This is a genomic window from Catenuloplanes sp. NPDC051500, assembly GCF_044454585.1.
In the GTDB taxonomy this organism is placed as follows: Bacteria; Actinomycetota; Actinomycetes; order Mycobacteriales; family Micromonosporaceae; genus Catenuloplanes.
Map to the genome: position 1 here is coordinate 85,699 of NZ_JBITDX010000018.1, position 23,734 is coordinate 109,432.

Annotated in this window: 21 protein-coding genes; 14 read left to right on the top strand and 7 right to left on the bottom strand. The window is 71.6% G+C overall.

The features are described 5' to 3' along the window. Positions 1–1,321: 1,321 nt before the first annotated feature. Together ACIA8K_RS30105 and ACIA8K_RS30110 are read right to left on the bottom strand one after the other, a co-directional pair. Positions 1,322–2,530, bottom strand: a complete 1,209-nt coding sequence (locus ACIA8K_RS30105) for a hypothetical protein (protein WP_396065278.1) — start codon at positions 2,528–2,530, stop codon at positions 1,322–1,324. 22 nt (positions 2,531–2,552) lie between these two features. After that, on the bottom strand, positions 2,553–3,119 hold the full coding sequence (locus tag ACIA8K_RS30110; RefSeq protein WP_396065280.1) for a TetR/AcrR family transcriptional regulator: 567 nt from the start codon (positions 3,117–3,119) through the stop codon (positions 2,553–2,555). 76 nt (positions 3,120–3,195) lie between these two features. Between ACIA8K_RS30110 and ACIA8K_RS30115 the strand changes: the two genes are divergently transcribed. Then, positions 3,196–4,050 carry an alpha/beta fold hydrolase gene (locus ACIA8K_RS30115; protein ID WP_396065282.1) on the top strand — a complete coding sequence of 285 codons (855 nt, stop codon included), beginning with the start codon at positions 3,196–3,198 and terminating at the stop codon, positions 4,048–4,050. Between the two features lie 20 nt (positions 4,051–4,070). Then, positions 4,071–4,880: an alpha/beta hydrolase family esterase gene (locus tag ACIA8K_RS30120; protein ID WP_396065284.1), complete on the top strand. Its 810-nt coding sequence runs from the start codon at positions 4,071–4,073 to the stop codon at positions 4,878–4,880. A gap of 381 nt (positions 4,881–5,261) precedes the next feature. Here the strand turns inward: ACIA8K_RS30120 and ACIA8K_RS30125 are convergent, their stop codons facing one another. Beyond that, complete coding sequence (locus ACIA8K_RS30125) at positions 5,262–6,635, bottom strand: neutral zinc metallopeptidase (RefSeq protein WP_396065286.1); 1,374 nt, start codon at positions 6,633–6,635, stop codon at positions 5,262–5,264. Positions 6,636–6,734: 99 nt separating this feature from the next. Here ACIA8K_RS30125 and ACIA8K_RS30130 point away from each other — a divergent pair, with 99 nt between their 5' ends. From ACIA8K_RS30130 to ACIA8K_RS30140, 3 genes are all read left to right on the top strand, one after another. Further along, positions 6,735–7,685, top strand: a complete 951-nt coding sequence (locus ACIA8K_RS30130) for a methyltransferase (protein WP_396065288.1) — start codon at positions 6,735–6,737, stop codon at positions 7,683–7,685. Then, complete coding sequence (locus ACIA8K_RS30135; protein ID WP_396065290.1) at positions 7,682–8,761, top strand: glutamate--cysteine ligase; 1,080 nt, start codon at positions 7,682–7,684, stop codon at positions 8,759–8,761. The genes ACIA8K_RS30130 and ACIA8K_RS30135 overlap by 4 nt, the downstream gene beginning before the upstream one ends. 109 nt (positions 8,762–8,870) lie before the next feature. After that, positions 8,871–10,034 carry an FAD-dependent monooxygenase gene (locus tag ACIA8K_RS30140; RefSeq protein ID WP_396065292.1) on the top strand — a complete coding sequence of 388 codons (1,164 nt, stop codon included), beginning with the start codon at positions 8,871–8,873 and terminating at the stop codon, positions 10,032–10,034. On the opposite strand, the gene ACIA8K_RS30145 is transcribed toward ACIA8K_RS30140, so the two are convergent. Then, the gene (locus ACIA8K_RS30145; protein ID WP_396065294.1) at positions 10,007–10,777 is read right to left on the bottom strand and encodes a helix-turn-helix domain-containing protein; all 771 of its coding nucleotides are present in this window, start codon (positions 10,775–10,777) and stop codon (positions 10,007–10,009) included. The two genes, ACIA8K_RS30140 and ACIA8K_RS30145, sit on opposite strands and share 28 nt — an antisense overlap. A gap of 122 nt (positions 10,778–10,899) precedes the next feature. Here ACIA8K_RS30145 and ACIA8K_RS30150 point away from each other — a divergent pair, with 122 nt between their 5' ends. The 3 genes from ACIA8K_RS30150 to ACIA8K_RS30160 all read left to right on the top strand — a co-directional run bounded on the left by ACIA8K_RS30150 (position 10,900) and on the right by ACIA8K_RS30160 (position 15,258). Continuing rightward, complete coding sequence (locus tag ACIA8K_RS30150; protein ID WP_396065296.1) at positions 10,900–13,164, top strand: glycoside hydrolase family 3 C-terminal domain-containing protein; 2,265 nt, start codon at positions 10,900–10,902, stop codon at positions 13,162–13,164. Between the two features lie 69 nt (positions 13,165–13,233). Next, positions 13,234–14,127, top strand: coding sequence for a hypothetical protein (locus ACIA8K_RS30155; RefSeq protein WP_396065298.1), 894 nt, complete (start codon positions 13,234–13,236; stop codon positions 14,125–14,127). A 72-nt stretch (positions 14,128–14,199) separates the two neighbouring features. After that, positions 14,200–15,258 (top strand): helix-turn-helix domain-containing protein, encoded by a 1,059-nt coding sequence (locus ACIA8K_RS30160; RefSeq protein WP_396065300.1) that lies wholly within the window; start codon positions 14,200–14,202, stop codon positions 15,256–15,258. Positions 15,259–15,310: 52 nt separating this feature from the next. Here ACIA8K_RS30160 and ACIA8K_RS30165 read toward each other — a convergent pair whose 3' ends face one another. Together ACIA8K_RS30165 and ACIA8K_RS30170 are read right to left on the bottom strand one after the other, a co-directional pair. Further along, complete coding sequence (locus tag ACIA8K_RS30165; RefSeq protein ID WP_396065302.1) at positions 15,311–16,051, bottom strand: D-Ala-D-Ala carboxypeptidase family metallohydrolase; 741 nt, start codon at positions 16,049–16,051, stop codon at positions 15,311–15,313. Between the two features lie 20 nt (positions 16,052–16,071). Next, positions 16,072–16,512 carry a hypothetical protein gene (locus tag ACIA8K_RS30170; RefSeq protein WP_396065304.1) on the bottom strand — a complete coding sequence of 147 codons (441 nt, stop codon included), beginning with the start codon at positions 16,510–16,512 and terminating at the stop codon, positions 16,072–16,074. Between the two features lie 383 nt (positions 16,513–16,895). Here ACIA8K_RS30170 and ACIA8K_RS30175 point away from each other — a divergent pair, with 383 nt between their 5' ends. From ACIA8K_RS30175 to ACIA8K_RS30185, 3 genes are read left to right on the top strand one after another with little or no spacing between them, the layout of a single operon-like run. Then, entirely contained in the window at positions 16,896–17,870 is a 975-nt protein-coding gene (locus ACIA8K_RS30175) for a penicillin-insensitive murein endopeptidase (RefSeq protein WP_396065306.1), read from the top strand. A gap of 10 nt (positions 17,871–17,880) precedes the next feature. After that, positions 17,881–18,870 carry a peptidoglycan-binding protein gene (locus ACIA8K_RS30180; protein ID WP_396065308.1) on the top strand — a complete coding sequence of 330 codons (990 nt, stop codon included), beginning with the start codon at positions 17,881–17,883 and terminating at the stop codon, positions 18,868–18,870. 24 nt (positions 18,871–18,894) lie between these two features. Further along, on the top strand, positions 18,895–19,278 hold the full coding sequence (locus ACIA8K_RS30185; RefSeq protein ID WP_396065310.1) for a hypothetical protein: 384 nt from the start codon (positions 18,895–18,897) through the stop codon (positions 19,276–19,278). 120 nt (positions 19,279–19,398) lie between these two features. On the opposite strand, the gene ACIA8K_RS30190 is transcribed toward ACIA8K_RS30185, so the two are convergent. Next, a complete protein-coding gene (locus tag ACIA8K_RS30190; RefSeq protein WP_396065312.1) occupies positions 19,399–20,556 on the bottom strand; it encodes a cellulase family glycosylhydrolase in 1,158 nt (385 codons plus the stop codon). Positions 20,557–20,848: 292 nt separating this feature from the next. On the opposite strand from ACIA8K_RS30190, the gene ACIA8K_RS30195 reads away from it, so the two are divergent. The 3 genes from ACIA8K_RS30195 to ACIA8K_RS30205 are packed head-to-tail and all read left to right on the top strand — an operon-like array spanning position 20,849 to position 23,734. Continuing rightward, positions 20,849–21,631 (top strand): glycosyltransferase family 2 protein, encoded by a 783-nt coding sequence (locus ACIA8K_RS30195; RefSeq protein ID WP_396065314.1) that lies wholly within the window; start codon positions 20,849–20,851, stop codon positions 21,629–21,631. Between the two features lies 1 nt (position 21,632). Then, complete coding sequence (locus ACIA8K_RS30200) at positions 21,633–22,787, top strand: glycosyltransferase family 4 protein (RefSeq protein ID WP_396065316.1); 1,155 nt, start codon at positions 21,633–21,635, stop codon at positions 22,785–22,787. Further along, on the top strand, positions 22,784–23,734 hold the full coding sequence (locus tag ACIA8K_RS30205) for a glycosyltransferase (protein ID WP_396065318.1): 951 nt from the start codon (positions 22,784–22,786) through the stop codon (positions 23,732–23,734). Before ACIA8K_RS30200 ends, ACIA8K_RS30205 begins: the two co-directional genes overlap by 4 nt.

Here is a 23,734-nt window from a genome sequence, read left to right on the forward strand (position 1 = left end):
GGCCCCCCGGCCCCCGGCTTCGCGGCCCCCCGCCCCCCTGCCCCCCGATTGCAACCAACTTGGGGTTTTGGGGGCCCAATACATAAGCCTTAAATGGCCCACAAAAACCGCAAGGATCTTCAGCCAGGATGGGAAGGCTGCGGAGGAGGGCCATGAGCCTCGGCGCCACGATCGACTCGGACGCTGCGCGACCGAAATTTCACGATATAGAGGACCGGCGGTCCTCGCCCGCCTCGGGCGTGGGCCGTCCGAGCGGGGCCCGACGCTGCACCCCCAGCAGACCGCCAGACGAGGCCATGATCGCCAGATCGGCATCGGCGCGCACGCCCTCGGCCGGCCGCATTCTTCGGCAGACCGTTCAGACGAGGCGATGATCGCCGCTGGGTTTCTCGCCCGAGCCGCACCGGCGGGCAATCCCCCGCCATGATCAAGCCTCTGGTGACGCTCCGCGACCATCGAGTTGGCCGGGTTACCCGCGCCGCCTTTCATCGATCCCGCAGAATCGCATGATCATCCGTCGAATGTACCTGGGAGTGGTTCCAAGGGCCGGATAACCACTCCCCAGTACATTCGACGGATGATCTCCGCGGGCCGGGATCGCGGCCTGGCACCCTTATGGTGAATATCGGGCGTGCAGCGCCCGTCTGCCGGTCACGCTCCGCAACGACCGCGATCCGGGCACTCACCGCGCAACCGCCGAGCGCGCAGTCGCTTCCCGGAACTAACCACAAGCGAATCTCGGCGCGGGCCTGGCCCCCGCGCAAGCCGGACAGGCTCCACCCACCCGCCGCTGACGCGCTTCCCGGCCTCGATGCCGCTCTTGATCTACAACCGCCACGGCACGCCACGCCAACCGCTCGGCGCTCCCCGTTCCCACTGCCTACTGTCCGCCCGGTCACATCGCCGGCCGCGGAACTGGCGGTGACGGTGCATTTCGACGCAATCGACGTGACGTACTGCCGGCTCCACCGGTGGGCCACCGCGCACTGGTTCGCGATCGGCGGCCCGGTCCAGTCCAGTCCGGCTCGGCTCGGCTAGGTCCGGCACGGTCCGGCACGGCACGGCCCCGCTCGGCTCGGCCCGGCTCGGCCCGGTCCGGCCCGGCTCGGCCCGGTCCGGCTCGATCCGATTCCGCACGGTCCGGCCCGGTGCGGTTCGGTTCAGTCCGACCCGGTGCGGTGCAGTGCGGCCAGGTTGGGTTGGGTTCGTGAGCACTATCTGTGCGGCCCGCGCGCCATCCGCGACGTGACGACGTGGCGACGTGGCGTACCGACGTTGCGTGGTCGGTGTTCACCGTGGCCGGGGATGCTGTTCGCCATGGTTAGGGACGCCAGGCGAAGGCGTCGTCGCTGTTGTTGACGTCCGGTGGGGCGAGCGCGGTGTCGGCGGAGACGAACGCGACGGTCTCGCCGTGCGCGGAGACCGCGGGCGCCTGGCTGTGCCCGTCCGAGTCGCCGGCGGACGGGCTGGCCAGCGTGTTCGTGCCGGTCGGCAGGTCGCGGACGAAGATGTCGGCCCACGCCTCGGTGTCGTCCGGGGTGAGTTCGCCGGAGACGCCGCGGAATGTGACGTAGCGGCCGTCCGCGCTTATCGACGCCTCGTTGCAGACGCAGCCGACCTGCTCGCCGGCGTCGTTCAGGCTGACCTTCGTGGTGACGCCGGCGGCGCGGTCCCGGAGGAAGATGTCACGGCTTCGCCGGCCGGTGTTGGTGTCGCCCGGCACGATGTCGTTCTCGTTGGAGGCGAAGACCACGCGGTTGCCGTCCGCGCTTATCGAGACCGTGGTGTCCGAGTGTGACGTCTGCCCGCCGGCGTACGTGACGGTGACCTGGTCCAGCGTGCCGGCCTGCAGGTCGCGGACGAAGATGTCGACGTCCGGCCCGATGCCGTTCCCGGGCGTGGTAGGTACGTCGTCCGGGACGAGGCCGGGCGTGGCGGTGCTGAACACCACGTACCGGCCGTCGGCCGAGAGGTCGATCTGGTACGCGGCCCCGTCGATGAGCGTGGTCGTGCCGGCGGTCAGGTCACGCAGGTAGGCGGCGCCCTCCGCGATCAGCCCCACGTGCGTGGCGTCGGCGGCGAGTCGCACCTGCCACACGTCGCCGGGCACGTCCGCGCTGGCCAGCGTGGTGACGCCGGTCTGCAGGTCGACGAGGTAGGCGTCTTCCAGTTCGTCGGTGTCCGCCGGGGTGAGGGCGTCGGCGGTCAGATAGGCGAGGTAGCGCCCGGTGAGGTCGAAGGAGGGGTGGTGCGCGCCGGTCGCGACGAGCGTGGTGGTGCCGGCGTCGAGGTCGCGGACGAACAGGCCGCCGGCGGGCGCGGCCGGTGACAGGTTCCCGGAGCGGGACCGGAACGCGATGTACCGGCCGGACCCGTCGACGTCGATGTCGGCGAACGTCCGGTCGTCACCGCGCGTCCCGTCGGTGGCGACGCTTACCGGCCGCACGGTTCCGGCCGCGATCGCCGGTGTGGCTTGGAGGACGAGCACCGACACTGCACAGAGGACGGTGAGTGTGCGTAGTGGTCTCATGACGAAGCATCATCGCAGTAAGTCAGTTTGGTGTCACGATGCGTAGACCGTTCAGCATGATGGTGAGATACCTGTGCGTCACCGCGCGCCGGTCCTCCGCGCCGCCGTGCACCGTGACCGCATAGATCACGCCGCACATCAGCGGCAGCAGGTCCGCCCGGGACACCTCGCGGCGCACCACACCGGCCGCGTGCGCACGCTCCAGCAACCGCCCGGACAGCGCCTGCAGACGCGCCCACAGCTCGGCCGTGCGCGGCAGCACGTGCACGTCGGTGGCGAGCGCGGGCTGCAGCGACGGGTCGTCCAGCTGGGCGTCGAGCATCGCGACGAGCAGGCCGGAGAACGCGCGCCAGGTGTCGTCCTCCTCGGCCGCCCGTTCCGCGTGCGCGACCAGCGCCTCGAGGCCCGGTGTCGCCACGGTCTCCAGCAGCGCCTCGGCCGTCGGGAAGTGCCTGTAGACCGTGGCCACGCCTACCGAGGCGGCCCGTGCGACCTCGTTGAGCTGCAGTGGGACGCCCTCGTCGACGAACCGGCGGCCGGTGTCGACGATCAGCTGCCAGTTGCGGGCCGCGTCCTTGCGCATCGTCATGCGACCAGGATAACCGGATAGGTCATCCGCCTTGTGCTACGGTCAAGCGGATAAGTTATCCGCAAAAGGAGACGCCGTGCTGCCCGAGGGATTCGTCAGTCGTACCGCCAGGGTCAATGACCTTGATCTGCATGCCGTCGTCGGCGGCGACGGGCCGCCACTGCTGCTGATCCACGGCTGGCCCCAGTTCTGGTACACCTGGCGCCTGGTGATGCCGGAGCTGGCCCGCCACTTCACGGTCGTCGCCGCGGACCTGCGCGGCACCGGAGCCAGCGACAAACCCGCCACCGGGTACGACGCCGCCACGCTCGCCGCCGACCTGGCCGGGCTGATGACCGCGCTCGGCCACAGGCGGTTCGCGGTCGCCGGCTACGACATCGGCATGATGGTCGGTTACGGGCTCGCCGCGAGCGAGCGCGACCGCGTCACCCGGCTCGTGGTCGGCGAGGCGATCCTGCCCGGCTTCTCCGAGTCGCCGCCGCTGCTGATGCCGCCGGCGATGAACGAGTTCCTGTGGCACTTCGCGTTCAACCGGCTGCAGGACATCAACGAGCGGATGGTGGCCGGGCGCGAGGAGATCTACTTCGGACACCAGTTCGCGTCGAAGGCCGCCACGCCGGACGCGATACCGCAGGACGCGGTGGACGTCTACGTCGACGCGCTCCGCGACCCGGCCGCGCTGCACGCCAGCTTCGAGTTCTACCGGGCCTGGGAGAGCGCGGACCAGGTGAAGGCCTGGCATGCCGCCGGAATGCTTGAGATCCCGGTACTCGCGCTCGGCGGCGAATTCGCCTCCGGAGACGCCGTTGAGCAGGTCATGCGCCTGGTCGCCACGGACGTCCGTGGCCTCGTCATCCCCGGCGCCGGCCACTTCCTGCCCGACGAGGCCCCCGCCGCGGTCACCGAGGCCCTGCTCGGCTTCCTGCGTTGAACCTGATCGGAGACCGGGCCATGACTGAGCGATCAATCGACGCGGGCGGACGCACCCGCACCTACACCATCATCACGCCGGACGGCGGCTTCGACCGGCTGCTTCTGGTCTTCCACGGGTCCATGCAGACCGCGTCGTCACACCGGGCCTTCACCGGTAACGCGTTCGACACCGTCAAGGGCGCCGCTGTCGTCTACCTCAACGGATTCAAGGGCAACTGGAACGACGCCCGCCTGCGCAACACGTTCCCGGCCCGGACGCGCGACATCGACGACGTCGCGTTCGCGGAGGCGGTCATCGCACGGGAGGCAGGTGGACGCCCGGTCTACGCGGCCGGGTACTCCAACGGCGGCGGCATGGTCATCCGGCTGCTTCACGAACGCCCCGGGCTGCTCGCCGGCGCCACGATCATCGCGGCCGGCCAGCCCGTCCCGGACAACCTGGTGCCGACGGGCGGCGCGGCGGCCGTACCCACACCCGTGCTGATCGTGCACGGCACCCGCGACCCGATCGTGCGCTACACCGGCGGCGAGATGGCCACCTGGGCCCGCCTCGTCTTCCGCGCCGGCGGTGCGCTGCTCTCCGCACCCGACACCGCGGCGTACTTCGCGGCCCGCAACGGCATCACCGCCGCACCGTCCACAGTCGACCTCACTGCGGAGCTGAGCCGTACCGACTTCCGGCAGGACGGGCACCCGCCGGTGACGCTCTACACCGTCCAGGGTGGCGGCCACACCATCCCGGGCCCGGTCCCGTCCCCCCGGCTGATGGGCCACACCACTTGCCACCTGCACACGGCGGACGCGATCGCGGAGTTCTTCGCCTTCTGACAACCGGTCCGGCGCGGAAGCGTGCGGTTGCGGAGCCGGCCGGATTCGCACCGGCGCCTGCATCCGGCCGCGGAGGCGCTCCACACCAGCGGTTCGCCCCTGCCACGGCGGGACCGGCTCCGGAGCGACGTGCGGAGCGCCAGCGGAGCCCGGCGCTCCGGTTTGCCCGCGGGAGCGTGCGGGCCGGGCCACCGCGGGAGCGGGAAAATGAACTTGGATCGTGCTGTGGGGCTTTCTGCGTCGTTTGGCGGGCGGTGGGGCGGTGTACATGGCGGCGCACGGGATCCTGGCGAAGCGGCTGTACCTGTCCGCGCCGGACGATGCGCTGCTCATGTACTACGGCGGTGACCTCACGCATCTGGTGCTGGTCGTGCTGGTCTGTCACGACTGGCAGGCGGGCAGGCCCTCCAGAGCACCGTCGCGGAAGCCGGCGATCCGGTCGAACGCGCCCGCGGCCGCGTTCTGCTCGGAGCGGCCGAGGGTGAGCAGCGCGGTGACCGCCTCGTCCAGGTCGCCCGGGGAGAGCCGGACGTCGCTGTCCGTGCCGCGACGCAGCAGGTCGTAGGTCCAGGTGCCGGCCAGGCAGTCGGTGGCGAGCCGGCCGTCCCGGTCGGTGCTGGACCGGCCGCGGCGTTCCTGGGCGGCCTGCGCGAAGAGGCCGCCGAGCAGCATGCCGAGCGCGTTGTCGCCGATCCGGTCGTAGAGCGCGGGGCCGAGGCGGGCGTTGTCGAACGCCACGAAGCCGCCCGTCGCACAGTAGAAGGCCTGCGCGTCCGGGCTTGTGGTCCGCCCGTCGCAGGCGGGTGCGTCATCGTCGAACGGGACGATGCGCAGTGGGGCCCACTGCGCGCCGGCCGCGAGTTGCGGGTAGGCGCGCGCCCAGTACTGCTGCACGTCCGTGCCGAGCAGCTCGAGCGCCTGGTCATAGGGGAGGTCGCCGCCGTTCGCCGCCTCCTGCGCGCTTGTGAACGGGACCTCGGTGATCGGCAGGTTGCGCGCGTTGTACTCCGCGCACCGGGTCGCGCTCTGCTCGACCCCGTCCTGGAACGCGCGGATCCGGTCGAACGCGTTGCCGTGCGCCTGCGGGTTCTCCGCGGACGTGCCGGGCTCGTCGCGCAGTTGCAGCAGACCGGCGACCGTGTCGTCGAGTTCCTGCACTGACGGCGCGGGGAAGGCGCCGGACCGGCCGGCGGCCACGTCGCCGACCCAGGCGCCGGCGTAGCAGTCGGCCTGCTGCTCAAGCACCACGCTGGGCTGGCCGGAGACGCCGAGCCGGGTCTGGATGGCGTGGCCGTACTCGTGGGCGAGCACCACCGCGGCCAGCAACGGCCCGAAGTCGCCGTACAGCTGCGGGAGCAGCGCCTCGGCGTCCCAGGCTATGAAGTCGTCCGGCTGGCAGAAGTACGCGTTCGGCAGGTACTCCCCCGGCGCGTCGCCGCATCCCGGAGGCGGGTCGTTGCGGGTGTACGGGTGGAAGCCGCCCCGGATCGGCTCGAACGCGGCACCGCCCGCGAGCTGCGGATAGGCCGTGCTCCAGAAGCGTTCGGCGTCGGCGAGCGCGTTCTGCGCCACCCGGTTCGCCTCCTCCGGTGAGCCGGGCGCGCCGCCGTCACCGAGGCCGTTGCCGGGTACGGAGGTGCGTCGCGGGGCCGGGGCGGGGTCATCCGAGGACCAGACGACCACGCAGCCGCTCAGCAGCGTCAGCGTGGTCGCGGCGGTCAGTAACGCGCGCGCGGTCGTACCGTGTCGGGCCATGCTCGCGGATGCCCGTGCGACCGTCCGCCGAAACCGCCGGAAATCGTACGAATATTCGGTTATCTGCGGGGCACGCGAGGCGGCATGACGATGACCGACATGACGCGGCCCGCCCTGGCCGTCGACGGCGACGCACTGCTCCGGCTGGGTGCCATGCTCAAGAGCACCGGGTACACCTTCTCCACTGTCACGCCGGCCACCCACGCGCGGGTCAACCGCCGCCCGGAGAACGCCCGCGCCCGGAGCCTGCGTGACGTGCTCGGCTGGAGCCGCCCGTTCGGGCCCGGCGTGCTGCCGGACCCGATCGTGGAGCTGATGGACCAGGCCGGCGTGCTCGACCGCGACGGCGACGAGTGGCGCAGCCGGGTGCGGTTCTCCTCCTACGACGGGGAGCTGCTTGTGCACTCCGCGTTCCCGACGGACGCGGCCGACTCGGTGTTCCTCGGCCCGGACACGTACCGGATGGCGGACGCGGCGGCGGCGCACGTACGGTCCCGCCAGTGGCCGGTGCGGCGCGCCGTGGACATCGGGTGCGGCACCGGGGCCGGTGCGATCACGGTGGCGAAGCGGGCGTCACGCGCGGACGTGCTCGCGGTCGACATCAACGAGACAGCGCTCGCGTTCGCCCGGGTCAACATCGTGCTGGCCGGCGTGACACAGGTGGAGGCGGTCCGCAGCGACCTGCTCGGCGGCGTGGACGGCACGTTCGACCTGATCATCTCGAATCCGCCGTTCATGATCGATCCGGCCGGGCGGGCGTACCGCGACGGCGGCGGCGGGACCGGCCACGACCTCTCGCTGGCGATCATCGACGCGGCGGCGGAACGACTCGACCCGGGCGGCACGCTCGTGCTGTTCAGCGGCGCCGGCATCGTCGACGGCGTGGACCCGCTGCGCACCGCCGCCGAGGAGCGCCTGGCCGACACCGGCCTGACCTGGTCCTACCGGGAGGTCGACCCAGACGTCTACGGCGAGGAGCTGGACGGCGAGGCCTACCGGCACGCCGAGCGCCTCGCGGTCGTGGTCCTCACCGCCACCCGGCCGGCATGACCGGGCCGACAGTCGGCGTCGAGGAGGAGTTCCTGCTGCTCGACCCGGACACCGGGGCGAACCTGCCGGTCGCGGACCTGGTCCGGGCCGGGCTGCCCGGGTGGGCGCGCGAACACACCCGGGAGGAGTTCCGGCGCAGCATGCTGGAGATGGTCACGCCGGTCTGCACCGGGCTCGGCGAGCTGACAGGTCACCTGGAACGCCACCGCGAGGCCGCCGCCACCGCCGCCCGCGCGTTCGGGGCCCGGCTCGCCGCCATCGGCGCCACACCGGTGCGCGAGCCCGACCTCGACGTGCCCAAGGGCGAGCGGTACCAGCTGATGCCGGACCGGTTCGGCCGCATCGCCGCTGAGCCCGCGCTCTGCGGCATGCACGTGCACGTCGGCGTGCCGGACCGGGAGCTGGCCGTGCGGGTGTGCGGGCGGCTGCGGGTCTGGATGCCGCTGGTCCAGGCGATGACCGCGAACTCGCCGTTCTTCGACGGCGCCGACACCGGCCACGCGAGCTGGCGGGCCGTGCAGATCCAGCGCTGGCCGAGCCTCGGGCCCACGCCGGTCCTGGCCGACGCCGCCGCGTACGACGCGCTTGTGGCGGGCCTGCTCGAGTCCGGCGCCATGATCGACAGCGGCATGGTGTTCTGGTACGCCCGGCTCTCCGGCCGCTACCCCACCGTGGAGATCCGGGTCGGCGACGTCTGCCTCACCGCGCGGGACGCGGTCGCGGTCGCCGGACTGCTGCGCGCGCTCGTGGTCACCGTCAGCGAGGAGGAGCGGGCCGGCGCGCCCATGCCTGACGTGCCGGACCCGCTCGTCGACGCAGCCCACTGGCGGGCCGCCCGGGAAGGACTGGAGGGCGACCTGTTCGACCTGCGGACCGGCCGTGCCCGCCCGGCCTGGGAGCTGGTCGACGACCTGGTCACGGCCGTCACCCCGGCGCTGGACCGGCACGGCGACCTGGCGCTGGTCCGCGACTCGCTGTCCGCGTTGCGCGCGTCAGGCACCGGAGCGGCCCGGCAGCGCGCGCTCCTGCGGACGACAGGCACGATTGCGGAGGCACTGACAAGCACCCATATCTGACGCGGGCGTCGAGCGCTTCATACCAAGCCCCTGACACATTGGCGGGTTTCCGGCATCCAACCGACGATCACCGGTGGTCTTCGCCGTGCCGGACGCCGATAGTCGAGCCATGACTGACGAGAACAACCGGATCCTGGTGTCCGGCGCGAGCATTGCCGGACTGACCGCCGCCTACTGGCTCAACCGGTACGGCTTCGAGGTGACAGTGGTCGAGCGCTCCCCCGGCCTCCGCCCCGGCGGGCAGGCGCTTGACATCCGCGGCCCCGCGCTCGAGGTGGCGCGCCGGATGGGCGTGCTTGACGAGTTCCGCACGCGGACCACCGCACTGCGCGGCATGTCGATGGTCGACAACGACGGCACCGAGATCTACCGGACCACGGAACGCACGCTGACCGGCGGCCGCCTCGACTCCGAGGACCTGGAGGTCCTGCGCGACGACCTGGTCGACATCCTGCACCGCGCGTGCGGGCCCGGCGTCAGGTTCGTCTTCGCCGACCGGCTCACCGGCCTGACGCAGGACCGGCACGGGATCGACGTGGAGTTCGAAAGCGCCGCACCCGCCCGGTACGACGTGGTGATCGGCGCGGACGGCACGCACTCCGGCACCCGGCGGCTGGTGTTCGGCCCGGAGAAGCAGTTCCTCCGGTACATGGGCGGCTACGTGGCGGTGATGACGATCCCCAACGTCCTCCGCCTCGACCGCTGGCAGACCTTCCTGATGGACGGTGGCGGCGCCGGCGCCGGGCTGATCGGCCTGGACGGCGGCGGCACGGCCCGCGCCTACCTCGGCTTCGACAGCGAGCACCCGATCGAGTTCGACCACCACGACGAGGCCGCCCAGAAGCGCCTGCTCGCCGAGCGCAGCACCGGCCTGGGCTGGATCGTCCCGCAAATCCTGGACCACATGCGCGACGCCTCCGGATTCCACTTCGACGCCCGGATCCAGGTGATCATGGAGCACTGGACGAAGGGGCGGGTGGCCCTGGTCGGCGACGCCGGGTACGCGGTATCACTGACCACCGGCCAGGGCGCGTCGATGGCGATGGCCGGCGCCTACGTCCTGGCCGGCGAGATCGCCGCCGCGGGTGCGGACCCGGCCGCCGGCATCGCGCGCTACGAGGACGAGATCCGCGGGTACGTGCTGCGCGGCCAGGCCTCCGCGCGGGAGGTCAACGACCGTGACGCGACCTCCCCCGGCGACTTCCCCGACTTCGGCGCCCTGGTCGAAGACCTGACGCTGAAGGACTACGACCCGCTGCGCAGATCGGCCTGATAGCGGCCCGGGGTCTGGCCGACGACCTCGGTGAACGCCTCGATGAAGCTGGTCGGGTTCGACCACCCGCACGCGGTGGCGGTCTCGGTGACCGAGCGGCCGTCCGTGAGATGGATCAGGCCGTGGTGGATGCGCAGCACGGTGCGCCACCGGTGGAAACTCATGCCGAGCTCGGTACGGAACAGCCGGCTGAGCGTGCGGTCACTCGCCCCCACCGCCCGGCCCAGCTCCGCGAGCGTGGTGGTGCGGCCGGGCTCCGCGTGCAGCAGGTCGGTGACCGCGCGCAGCCGGTCGTCACGCGGTTCCGGCAGGTGCAACGACTGCTCCGGGATCTCGACGAGCTCGTCGACGGCCACGGCGCGCAGCCGGTCATGCGCGCCGGGCCGCCTCTCCGGCCGGTCGGTCAACGCCAGCAGCACCTCGCGCAGCACCGGGCTCACGGCGAACACACTCGGCCGCGCCACAAGCTCGCCGCACAGCGCGACCGGCACCGCGACCAGCCGCACGTCGGTCTCGCCGTAGAAGCGATGGGCGTGCGCGAATCCCGGCGGCGTCCAGGTCACCCGGTTGGCGGGCGCCACCCAGGTGCCCCGCTCGGTCGTGGTGGCGAGGGCGCCGGCGGCCGCGTAGACCAGCTGCCCCTCGGTGTGCGAGTGCCGGTCCATCGCGAAGCCGTGCGGCAGCCGCACGGCGCCCCGGGGCGTGTTCCCAGGCAGCCCGACGGGCGGGCGGGTCTCCGGCACAAGCCGACACTTTACCGGGGCCGGTAGGCGTGGATGCGCTTCCCAACCCGGACGATTCCGGTAAGGATCAGGAGGTGTTCACCGGGGTGAACGCTACCGACCACGAAAGCCGGGTGTCAGGGATGCTTGACGTCGACCATCTGCTGAGCGAGCTCACCGTCGCGGAGAAGGCCTCGCTGACAAGCGGGTCGGGGTTCTGGTATACGGCGCCGGTGGAGCGACTTGGCGTACCCCGGATCATGGTGTCGGACGGGCCGCACGGGTTGCGGGCGCAGCCGCACGACAGTGACCACGTCGGGCTGGGCGGGTCGCTTCCGGCGACCTGTTTTCCCACCGCCTCGGCGATCGCCTCGACGTGGAACCCGCAGCTGCTGCACCGGATCGGTGCGGCGCTGGCGCAGGAGGCGCGGGCCTGCAACCTGTCGGTGATCCTCGGGCCGGGCATCAACATGAAGCGGTCGCCGCTGTGCGGGCGCAACTTCGAGTACTTCTCCGAGGATCCGTTCCTGGCCGGGGAGCTCGCGGTCGGGATCGTGGGCGGCATCCAGTCGCGCGGGGTCGGCACGTCGGTGAAGCACTACGCCGCGAACAACCAGGAGACGGACCGGCTGCGGGTCGACGTCCAGGCCGACGAGCGCACGCTTCGCGAGATCTACCTGCCCGCGTTCGAGCGGGTGGTCACGGCCTGCCAGCCGTGGACTGTCATGTGCGCCTACAACAAGGTCAACGGCGCGTCCGCGTCGGAGAACCACTGGCTGCTGACCACAGTCCTGCGTGAGGACTTCGGGTTCGAGGGGCTGGTCGTCTCCGACTGGGGCGCGGTCTACCACCGGGTGCCGGCGCTGCTTGCCGGACTGGATCTGGAGATGCCGCCGGCGCTGGGCCGCAGCCCGGAGCAGATCGCCGCGGCGGTCGAGTCCGGCGAGGTGCCGATCGAAGTGCTCGACCAGCGGGTACGCCGGGTGCTCGAGCTGGTGTCCAAGGGGATGCCGGTGCTGGACCTGGACGAGTCGTTCGATGTGGACGCCCATCACTCGCTGGCCCGGCAGGCGGCCGCCGAGTCGGTGGTGCTGCTGAAGAACGACGGCCTGCTGCCGTTGGCCGCGGGCGCGCGGATCGCCGTCGTCGGCGAGTTCGCCCGCACACCCCGGTTCCAGGGCGCCGGCTCGTCGCAGGTGACGCCGACCCGGGTGGACGTGCTGCTCGACGAGCTGCGCGCGGTGTACGGCGAGGTGCCGTTCGCCGCCGGGTACGGCATCGGCACGACTGGTGACGACGTGGCGCTGCGGGCCGAGGCGCAGCGCGTCGCCGCCGCCGCGGAGACCGTGATCATGCTGATCGGGCTGCCCGGCGCGGACGAGTCGGAGGGCTTCGACCGTACCCACCTGGACCTTCCGGCCAATCAGCTGGCCGCGCTCGCCGCCGTCGCCGAGGTCAACCCGAACGTGGCGGTCGTCCTGGTCAACGGCGCGACGGTGCTGCTCGGCGACGTCATGCCGCACGCCCGGGCGCTTGCGGAGGCCTGGCTCGGCGGGCAGGCGGCCGCGGGCGGGATCGCTGACGTGCTCACCGGCGTGGTCAACCCGTCCGGGAAGCTCGCGGAGACCATCCCGCTGCGGCTTGAGGACAACTCGTCGTTCCTCAACTTCCCCGGCGATTCCCAGGTGGTCCGGTACGGCGAGGGCGTGTTCGTCGGCTACCGCGGCTACGACAGGTCCGGGCTGGACGTGGCGTACCCGTTCGGCTTCGGGCTGTCGTACACCCGCTTCGCCTTCTCCGATCTGGGGGTTGACCTTCGGGGTTCGGTCGCGGAGGGCACGCTTGCGGCCACCGTCACCGTGACGGTCGCGAACACGGGCGCGGTGGCGGGCGCCGAGGTCGTGCAGGTCTACGTCCGGGACGTCGAGTCGGCCGTGGCCCGGCCGGTGCGGGAGCTGAAGGGGTTCGCCAAGGTCTCGCTGGCCGCGGGCGAGTCCCGCACCGTGTCGATCGAGCTGGATCAGCGGGCGTTCGCGTTCTGGTCGGCGCGGCACGGCGCCTGGGCGGTCGAGGCGGGCGACTTCGTGATCGAGGCCGGCAGCAGCTCCCGCGATCTGCCGCTGCGCACGACGATCGCTGTGGAGGCGCCCCGGCTGGCCGCGGCACTCGACCGCGATTCGACGCTGCACGAGTGGATGAGCGACCCGGACGGCCGTCGACTTGTCGAGGCGGAGGTCGCCGGCGGCCAGCCGGCCGCGGTGCTCACCGACGAGATGGTCAGCGTGGTCGGCACGATGCCGATGAGCACGCTTGCCAACTTCGGCGGCATGAGCCTCGACCACGACGCGCTCGACCGGATCGCGGGCGCCTGGCGGGAGCGGTCCGGTCGTACTAATCCGGCCGGGTGAGCGCGAGTTTCACGGCGTGGCCGCCAATCTTCGGCGTGTTAGCGTCTGTTTCCCGGAAACAGTCCTGACATGCGAGGATTCGCATTGGCGCACCAATATTCGCGACGGTCTTTCCTGACCGGGGTCGCGGTCACCGGAATCGGTTCCGCATGGGCCGGCAACCTGCTCGGCGGCGAGCGTTCCGACGCGCCGCTGCGGGTGGCGTGCGGCGAGGACCGCAGCGGCGCCCGCGGCCTCCTGATCGACATGTGGAACGCGCGGAACAGGCGTTTTCCCGCCACCATCGTGCCGGTGGCCGGGTCGGCGCAGGACCAGCTGGACGCCATGCGGGGACACGCGGACGCGGGCACCGTCGACCTGCTGGCACTCGATGTGAGCCACCTCGCCGAGTTCGCGGACAATCGTCTTATCACGCCGATCGAGGCGGACAGCCCGGCCGGATTCGTCGGGGCGGTGCGTGCCATTAATCAGCTCAATGAGAAACGCGAGGACTTCTGGGCGCTGCCGTTCAACACCGACTGCGGCGTCATGTTTCACCGCCTGCCGCCGGGCCGTGACGACACCGACGAGGAATTGCCGGATCTCCATCGGCTGCTGACCGCGCAACCGTCGTCGACCTGGCTCGCGCAGTTGCCGATCAGCAAGCAGACGTCCGGTGAGGCGTTTCTGTGCAACGTCTTCGAGCACGCGCTGGCCATCACGCCCGGCTTGCTCGACCCGGCCACCGGACGCCCCTCGACAAGCACTGAGGCGTGGGCGAACGCGCTTTCAACCCTGCGTGGGGCGGTCGCGCGCAGGGCCGCGCTCGGCGCCACCGGCCTGAGCAACGAGGCCGAGACCACGAGGGCGTTCAACGAGGGCGTGTCCGATCTCATCCTGACGGTCTGGGTCGCCTGGCCCCGGTCCGCGGCCCCGCCACCTCCCGCGGTGGAGGCGACCCCCGAGCAGGCCTCTTCAAACTAGACAAAATGCGCATCGAGATAGCCATAAATATTGACAATCTGCTGGCGTGCGGGTTGGTGTAGGGTCGGGCTCATGGCGGGGGAGGTCATTCATGAACATCTCAATCACACGGAACGGTTCGCCGCATACCTACGGATGCTGAAGAGCCGCAGCGGCTTCGGTTTCAACCAGCTCGGCAAGCTCGCGGGCGTCAGCAGCTCCAGCCTTCACAGGTACTGTTCGGGCGCCAGCGTGCCCCAGGACTACCGGATCGTGCTGTCGTTCGCCAGGTCGTGCGGCGCCACGACTGAGGAGATCCGGCAGCTGCACCGGCTGTGGGCCGCGGCGGAGGCGGTGCGGCACACCGAGGCGATGGAAGTGGTCGCCGACGGCCCCGAGCCGGACGAGCCCTTCGAGGCGGACGACATCGACGTCCCGGAGCCCGAGATCGTGCCCGCCGCACCGCGGCGTCGCGGGCGCTATCTGGTGCTGGCCGCGGCCGGCGTGATCGTCGTGCTCGCCGCCGCCGGGCTGCTCGCGCTGCGCGCGTCCGACGAGCCCGGCAACCCGGGCCCGGCCGACGACCGGCTGCTGTTCTCGCGCGCCTGCCAGGACCCGGTCAGCATGGGCCAGCACGACGAGTGCGTCCGCGAGGTCCAGGACCTGCTGATCAAGGCGGGTGGCCGGCTCGCGGTCGACGGCGAGTTCGGGCCGGAGACGCTACGCCGGGTCACCGCGTTCCAGGTGCTGGCCGGGCTGCCGGCCCGAGGCGTCGTCGACGACGTCACCAAGACCGCGCTCTACGACCAGAAGGCGCGGCTGACCACCTGGCCGGCGGAGCAGGTGGAGAGCCGGATCCGGGAGGTCTTCGCGGAGGATCCCGACCATGCGGTGGCCATCGCCCGCTGCCAGTCGCGGCTCGATCCGCTGCACATCACGCCGAACACGAACGGCACCCGGAACTGGGGGCTCTACCAGCTCACCGACTCCACGCTCGCCTCGCTCGGCGGCAGCCCGGCGCAGGCGTTCGATCCGGAGTGGAACATCACCGCGGCCCACCAGCTGTGGGGCGCCACGCGGGACTTCCGCCAGTGGCCGTTCTGCGAGGCCGCGCTGAACGCCACCCCCGTACCGAGCACGTCGGCGGGGTAGACGCACGGCGGACTGCCGCGCCCCCGAACGCGCGGCAGCCCACCGGACGGGATCAGACGGTCCCGTTCTCCCACCACCACGCGCGACCGAGGTCGGCGCGGCTGTCCACGTGCTGGTGATCGGTGTTGTACGTCTCCAGGCCGGAGAACCCGCAGGTCTCCGCCTTCTGGTAGATCGTCTTGTTGCTGACGCCGGAGACCAGCAGGTCGGCCGCGGTGCCGTACAGGTGCATGCTGTCGCTGGCCCCGCCGATGTCCGCGTTGTGCGCGATGCTGCGGAACCCGGAGGTGACGGTGACCGGCTTGTCGCCGAGCTTCTTGCGCAGCGCCTCCAGCTTGTACATGCAGCGGCGCGCGTTCTCCTTCACCGAGGCCGCGCTGACCTTGCCGCCGTTGAAGTTGCCGGCCGCCTGGTCGTAGAACTCGCTCCAGTTGAAGTGCGCGGTCGAGCCGTCCGAAGACTCCAGGCCGTTGAGCACCGACTGCGTGTTCGGGCCGACGATGCCGTCCGAGGTCAGGCCGTACGCGGACTGGAAGCGCTTCACAGCCGCCTCGGTCGCCGGGCCGAAGTCGCCGTCCAGGCCCAGCCGGGTCTGGCTGGCACTGCCGGTCGGCCAGCCCGCCACCCGGATCTGCAGCTCGGTGACGGCCGCGCCGTTCGAGCCCGACTGCAGCGTGCCGCCCCAGTTGTAGGCGAACGCAGTGCCGGCGACGAGCGGCGCGGCGACGATTCCGGCGCCTACGGCGAGCGCGCCACGGACGAGCGTGCGGCGGTTCATGGCGAAGTCAGGCATGTCTCTCCTCGTTGTCAGGTTCAGAACGCGAGCTTGAATGCGGTGCCGCGGGACTCCGGGTCGTTCTCCAGCCCGCGGAGCTTGACGATGAACGCGCTTCCGTCCCGGACGTCGGTCGCGATGACCTGCCAGCCCGGTCCGGCCGGCACGTAGCCGTTGCTGCACGCCGTGGTGTGCGCGGTGAACACCACACAGGCCATCAGGTACGGGTAGTTCGGGCTGACCGAGTCCGCGCCGATGTACAGGTTGATGTCACCGCAGTAGGACGTGGTGGTCAGGTTGCCACTGGCCGGCACCCGCTGGTCGAGGCCGGTCTTGCTGTACGTGCCGCTGACGTTGCCGGTGTGGTCGTAGCAGCTGGCGGCCATCGCGGGTGACGCGGAGGTCATGACCATGGCGGCGGCCAACGGCAGCATGGCGGCCAGGCCGGCGAAGATCTTCCTGGTGCTGGGTACGGGCATGACTGGTCCCTTCCGGGGCGGGCTGCCCGGCAGTGGCGCTGCCGGGCGGTTCGTGGCCCACCGTCCCAGCCGGTCCCGGCCCCGGTCCACGATCGTCGATCGGTCTGGGATGGCGGCCCGCCCACACCCTCGTCCACAAGGCACGCAGCGCCCGGGATGGGACGCCGGTGGGATTCCCCGGGATGGTGAGGGCCGTCCCACCCGGTGCGCGCCCACGTCCCGCCCGCATCCCATCCACACGGCGTCTACGCACGTCAGCGGCGTGACGCCGTCCCCGCGTCCCACAATCGCACCGGCCTGTTGCCGCCCGGCCGGCACGCCCCGGACAGTCCGACGCGGACGGTCATCCGGCCGGCCTGCATGCGGATCGCGGAGGCATTCCCTTGACAGTCAGACACCGGACCCGCGCCAGGGCACTCGTCGTGCTCGGCCTGGTCATGGTCACCCTGTTCGGCACCACGACCGCTGCCCACGCGTTCGCGTCGGCGTTCTTCCCCGCGCAGAACAGCGGCAACCGCGGCGCGAACGTCACGGCCATCCAGCACCTGCTGGTCCAGCGCGGCGCCTCGATCACCGTGGACGGCGCGTTCGGGCCGGCGACCACGAGCGCGGTGGCCTCGTTCCAGCGCGGCGCCGGACTCGACGACGACGGCATCGTCGGGCCGAACACCTGGGCGAAACTGATCACCACGGTACGCAACGGGAGCACCGGACCCGCGGTTAAGGCGGTCCAGTCCCTGCTCAACGCGAAGCGCAGCAGCGGGCTCACCGTCGACGGCGACTTCGGCAGCGGTACGGAGAGCGCGGTGCGCACGTTCCAGTCGCACGCGGGCATCTCCTCCGACGGCGTGGTCGGCCCGGACACCTGGAAGCAGCTGGTCTGGCACTACGAGTACATCGACTTCACCGCGAACCTGTGCGACCAGAACCCAGACGGCAACGGCAACGCGAACTGGGCCAGCTCGGACGCGGTCGCGCAGCTGGAGACGGCGACCCGCGGCTTCACCGGCAACGGCAAGGTGCCGGTGGGCGACTCCGGCTTCGAGCACGGCGGTGACATTCCCGGCCACGCGTCGCACGAGGCCGGCATGGACATCGACATCTGGCCGATCCGTACCGACTCGGCGCAGTGCACGGCCGGGCGGATCACCTGGCAGTCGAGCACCTACGACCGCGCGGCGACGCGGGCGCTCGTGCAGGCCGTGCGGGCGGCCGCCCCGGGCCACATCAAGCTCGTCTACTTCAACGACCCGGTGCTTATCGGCGAGGGGCTGACCACCAGCTACGACAACCACGACAACCACCTGCACATCCGGTACTGCGAGATCGGCCACCCCAACTCCCTGCACGCCTGCTGAGAGGTTCTCGATGCGAATAGCCACCACCCTGCGCCGTAGCGCGGTAACCGCCGCCGCTGCCGCCGCGGCCGTGCTGATCTCCGCGGTCCCGGCCGCCGCGGTCGCGCCCACCACCCCGGCCTTCGGCACCACGATCGACGGCTACGCGGCCTACGACCCGCAGAACACCTGCGACTCGGTGGCCAAGCCGGGCGTGCTCGGCTTCCGCGAGCTGGCGCTGCGCAACTACCCGACGACCGGCGACTCCGGCATCGTCCGCTCCTGCACCGCGGACTCCGAGGTCACCGAGCACAAGGAGGGCCGGGCCTGGGACTGGACGATCAACGCCGCCAACAGCGCGGACCACGCGCGGGCGGACGAGCTGCTGGCCTGGCTGCTGGCCACGGACAGCCGCGGCAACCAGCACGCCAACGCGCGGCGGCTGGGCATCATGTACATCATCTTCGACCACCGGATCTGGGGCTCCTACCAGGCCGCGGACGGGTGGCGCACCTACACCGGCAGCAACCCGCACACCGACCACGTGCACTTCAGCTTCAGCCGGGCCGGCGCCGCCAAGCAGACGACCTGGTGGACGCAGGTCGACCAGCCGGCGTCGTGGCCGCGGCTGGAGAACGGCTCGACCGGCGCGAACGTCCAGGTGCTGCAGCACCTGCTGAACGCGGCCGGGCAGAACCTGACAGTCGACGGCAGCTTCGGCCCGGCGACCACGGCCGCGGTCAAGTCGTTCCAGTCCGCGAACGGCGCCACCTCGGACGGGATCGTCGGCATGATGACCTGGTCCAAGCTGCTCAAGCAGGTCAAGCGCGGCGACCAGGGCAGCGCGGTCAAGGCGGCGCAGGTCGCGTTGAACAAGGGCGGTGCGGGCCTGACCGTGGACGGCGACTTCGGGTCCGGGACGCAGGCCGCGGTGACGGCGTTCCAGTCCGCGCACGACCGTACCGCCGGCGGGGTTGTCGATCCGACGCTCTGGCAGTTGCTCATCGCCGGCATCGCCTGATCCACTCGAAAAACGGAGAAAATCATGACGAAGGCATGGATGGTACGGGCCGCGGTAGCGATGGCCGGGACCGTCATCGCGGGCTCACTGACCGGCGCGCAGCCGGCCGCCGCCGCGGACCCGCACGGCTGCGCCTGGCCGCGCGTGTGCTTCTACCTCTACGAGTCGAACTGGAACGCGAACGCGCCGACCGCCGCCTACCAGGATCTGGGTTCCTGGCAGACGCTTGGCTCGAAGAGCAGGTCCGCGGAGCACGTCTACAACTCGCGGGACAACGACGGCGCGCGACTGCGGTTCGAGGACGGCTCCGAGCGGTGCCTGACGCCGAACAGCGCATTCGACCTGCAGCCGGTCTACCAGGGCGGCGCCGTCACCCAGATCAAGATCATGGACTCGCCCAACTGCTGATCCACTGAGGAGGACGCCGGTGCGCTCGTGCGCACCGGCGTCTTTTTCGTCGCGCGGCGTCAGCGGCCCGCGCCGGCAACCGGTCGATGATCGCCCGGTGCGGCCACCGGAACGCCCGATTCACGGCCCGGACCGGTCGCGGAAGGCGTCGTAGGCCAACTTCTCCACGCCGTCCGCGCGCAGCAGGCCGAAGTGCGCCTCGCGGTCCGTCCCGCCGAAGTCGCGAAGCGTGTAGTACAGCAACGGGCCGGCGCCGGGCAGCTCCCTCCACAGTAGGTAGAGCGCGCGCAGCAGTGTCGCCTGCGCGCGCTCGTCGATCGACGGGCTGCCACCGGTGGGCGCGCCGGTCTCGGTGCCCCACAGCGGTTTACCGGCGTCGCCGCGCTCGTTCATCAGCGTGCGGACCCGGCGGGCCGCGGCCATCTCGCCGCTGTCCGGGTCCGGCGCGTCCGGGTACGGATGGACTGCCACCGCGTCGCAGACGCCGCGCAGGCCGAGGTCGTAGAGCGCGCGGTACCAGTCGAGCGTGGCCATGCCGGTGGGGCCGCCGCCGGTACCGCCGGACAGCACCACAGCGCCCGGCGCCGCGGCGTGGATCGCCGGGTACGCCTCGGCGAGCAGCGCGTGGTACGCCTCAGGATCCGGCGCGGGGCTCCAGGCGATCGGCAGGTTCGGCTCGTTCCAGATCTCCCAGGCCGCGACCCGGCCCCGGTAGCGGGTGGCCGCCCGGGACGCGAAACTCGCGAAACCGGCCCGCTGCTCCGGCGTCGCCGGGCCGTGGTGCCACTCGGCGCCGGGCGGGCGGGCCCACCGCGCCGTGGTGCCGAGGATGAGCAGCACGGAGAGGCCGCGGTCGTGGGCGGCGGCGACGCCCCGGTCCAGCCGCGTCCAGTCGAACGCGCCGCGCGCGATCTCGATCTCCGACCAGGCGGCGTCGAAACGGACCCACCCGACGCCGAGCGCGGCCACCCGGTCCAGGTCGGGCGCGGGGTCGGCGTAGAGCAGGCGGATGCCGGGGATCGCGACGCCGGCCCGCTCGTCGCGGGCAGGCGGTGGCGGCGACGGGGACGCGCCGAGGGCTTGGGAGGACCACGGCCCGGCGGTCGCGGGGGACGATGCCGGACCGCCGGCCGACGTGGGTGGTATCGCACCGCCGGCCGACGTGGGTGGGACCGCACCGCGTGGCACCGCCAGCAGGATCAGCCCGCCCGCGAGCAGGAGTGCCACGCCCGCGGCCACCGCTGCGCGCCTGCCGGGCGCCCGGCCACGATCAATCATGGACATACCCCTATTCACGAGCCAATTTCACAATCGGAAACAATACCGCACCTGAATTTAATATCGACGATTCTTGTTCCACAGTTCCGATATGGACTAACGTATCGCTGCGTTGGCCGCCGTCGATTCCCCCCGAACCTGGAGGCTCCCACCACGCAGGTGCCGCAGCACGCCTGACGGTCGTCAAATTTGCATCTCAGCAGGCCGAAAGCGTTCATACGTGGAAGTTGCGCGCCCTCCAGCGCTTCATTGCATTGTCGTTAATAAATGCTCACTGCGTGATCGGAGAATCATGACGACCGTATCGGTCATCATCCCCGCGTACAACGAGCAGGAGAACATACCGCAGACCATCGCGGCCATTCCGACCGAACGGCTGCGCGCCGCCGGCTACGACGTCGAGATCCTGGTGGTCGACAACGCGTCCACCGACGGCACCGGGGAGCGTGCCCGCGAGCACGGCGCCCGGGTCCTGGTGCAGCCGGTCCGCGGCTACGGCAACGCCTACCGGGCCGGGTTCGCCAACTGCGCCGGAGACCTGATCGCGACCGGCGACGCGGACCTGACCTACCCGTTCGAGATCCTGCCGGAGGCGCTGCGCCGGCTGGAGACCGAACGGCTCGACTTCCTGAACACGGACCGGCTCGCCACGCTCGACCCGCAGTCGATGACCCGCTCGCACGTCTGGGGCAACCACGCGCTCAGCTTCGTCACCCGGCAGCTGTTCGCGGTGCCGTTCCGCGACTCGCAGTCCGGCATGTGGATCTTCCGGCGGCATCTGCTCGACCGGATGCGGCTGCGCTCCGGCGGCATGGCCTTCTCCCAGGAGCTGAAGGTGGAGGCGTACCGCACCGGGTTCCGCTGCGCGGAGATCCCGATCGCCTACTACCCGCGCGGCGGCGAGACGAAGAACCGCACCATGCGCGACGGCATCGGCAACCTCAGCCAGCTCATCGCGGCCCGGATCCGCAGCGGGCGCCCGCCGCAGCCGGTCGCGCCCGCGCACGGGCCGGTGCTGACCGCCACCGTGGGCGCGGTCGACGCGCCGCACGCCAACCGGCACGCGCGGGACTGACGTGCGCATCCTGATCGTCTCCAGCTACTTCCCGCCGCACGTCGGCGGCGTCGAAGCGGTCGCCAAGCGGCAGGCGCAGGTGCTCGCCGCCCACGGCCACGACGTCGCGGTCGCGACAAGCCACCTGGGACCGGGCCTTCCGCTGTACGCGCGGGAGGACGGCTACACGGTCTGGCGGCTGGCCGCGGCGAACCCGGTCGAGCGGCGCACCGGCGTGCCGTACCCCCTGATCGGCGTTGGTTTCTGGCGTGGTCTGCGCCTGCTGGTGCGCTGGTCCGAGGTGGTGCACGTGCACGACGTGCTGTACCAGCCGCCGCAGGCCGCCGCGCTGCTCGCCACGCTCGCCGGCCGGCCGCTCTACGCCACCCAGCACGTCGGGCCGGTCAACCACCCACATCCGCTGGTACGCGGCGTGGAGCGCACTGTCGGCACGATCGCCGGACGGCTGATCTGGCCACGGTGCCGGCGCGTGGTGTCCTACAACCCGATGGTCACCGCGCACCTGCGGGCCGGCGGCGTGCCCGCCACCCGGATCGTGCGCGCGGAGATCGGCGTCGACACGGACGTCTTCGCGCCCGGCCCGCCCGCGGACCGCGCGCACTGGGGCCTGCCGGACGGCGTACCGCTGGTGCTGTTCGTCGGCCGGATCGTGGCGAAGAAGGGGTACGAGAGCGTGCTCGCAGCCGCCGGTCCGGGCCGGCACGTGGTGCTTGCCGGGCCCGGAGCGCCGAGCGGGCCGCCACCGCCCGGCGTCACGTTCCTCGGCCCGGTCCCGGCCGGCCGGCTGCCGGAGCTGTACCGGCTGGCCGACGTGTTCGTGCTGCCGTCACACGGCGAGGTGTTCCCGATCGTGGCGCGCGAGGCGCTGGCCAGCGGGCTGCCGGTCGTGCTCACCGACAGCGATCGATACGACGAGTACGGTGTGGACCGCGGGCTGCTGCGGCTGGTCGCGCCGGAGCCGTCGCCGGTCCGCGCGGCGGTCGACGAGATCCTCGCCGACCCCGTGCTGCGCCGCCGGATGGGCGCCTACGCCCGCGAGCTGGCCGAACGGCTCTTCGACTCGACCGCGGCGGCCGGCGCGCTGCTTCAGCTCTACGACGACCCGGCGGACCCACGTCAGGCACCGGTCCGGGCCGCTCCGGAAGGCGGACGATGACTGTCACAGTGGTCGTGCTCACCTACGACAGCGAGGCGACGCTCGTCGCCTGCCTGCGTTCGCTCGCGGAGCAGCACACGCGGCCCGCCGAGATCATCCTGGTGGACGACGACTCCACGGACGGCACGCTGGAGATCATCGACGAGTTCGCGGCGCACAGCCCGATCACGATCCGCATCCGGCGCAACGGCAGTCACAACATCTCCCGCGGCCGCAACATCGGGCTGGGCGCCGCGCGTACCCCGGTGGTCGCCTTCCTCGACTCGGACGCGCGGGCCGACCCCGGCTGGATCACAGGTCTCGCCGCGGCCTTCGAGGCGCACCCCGACGCCGTGGTGGTCGGCGGCGGCGTCGACACCGACCACGCCACCCGCTTCGCCCGCGCGCTCGCGGTCAGCGACGGCGCGGTCCGGGACACCGCCACCGGCGGGTTACTGCTTGTCAGCGGCTGCAACATGGCCGTGCACAAGGACCGGGCGGCCGGGCACGCCTTCGACGAGCGGTGGGTGCACGCGGAGGACATCGAGTACGCGCACCGCGTCCGGCACTGGGCGATCGCACCGCAGGCCCGGGTCCGGCACGCCAGCCGCGCCACGATCCGCGGCTACCTGCGCCAGATGTACCGCTACGGCTTCTGGAAGATGAGGTACACACTCCACACCGGACACGTGCGGCTCGTCGACTACTCGGCGAGCGCCGCGCTGATCGGCACCGCCGGGCTGGCGCTGGGCTCCGGGCCGTGGTGGCTGCTTGCCTTCCCGGCGTTCTGCGCGGCGGAGACGATCGCGGTCGCGGTGCTCCGCCGGCCGTCGCCGTCACTGCTGCCGCTGATGTTCCTCGGCTGGCTTGTGAAGAACACCGGCTGGGGCCTCGGCGTACTGGCCGGGCTGGGCCGGGCCGCGCTGCGCCGGCCGGGAGCACCGCTCGTCCCGGAGACGGCGGGCTGA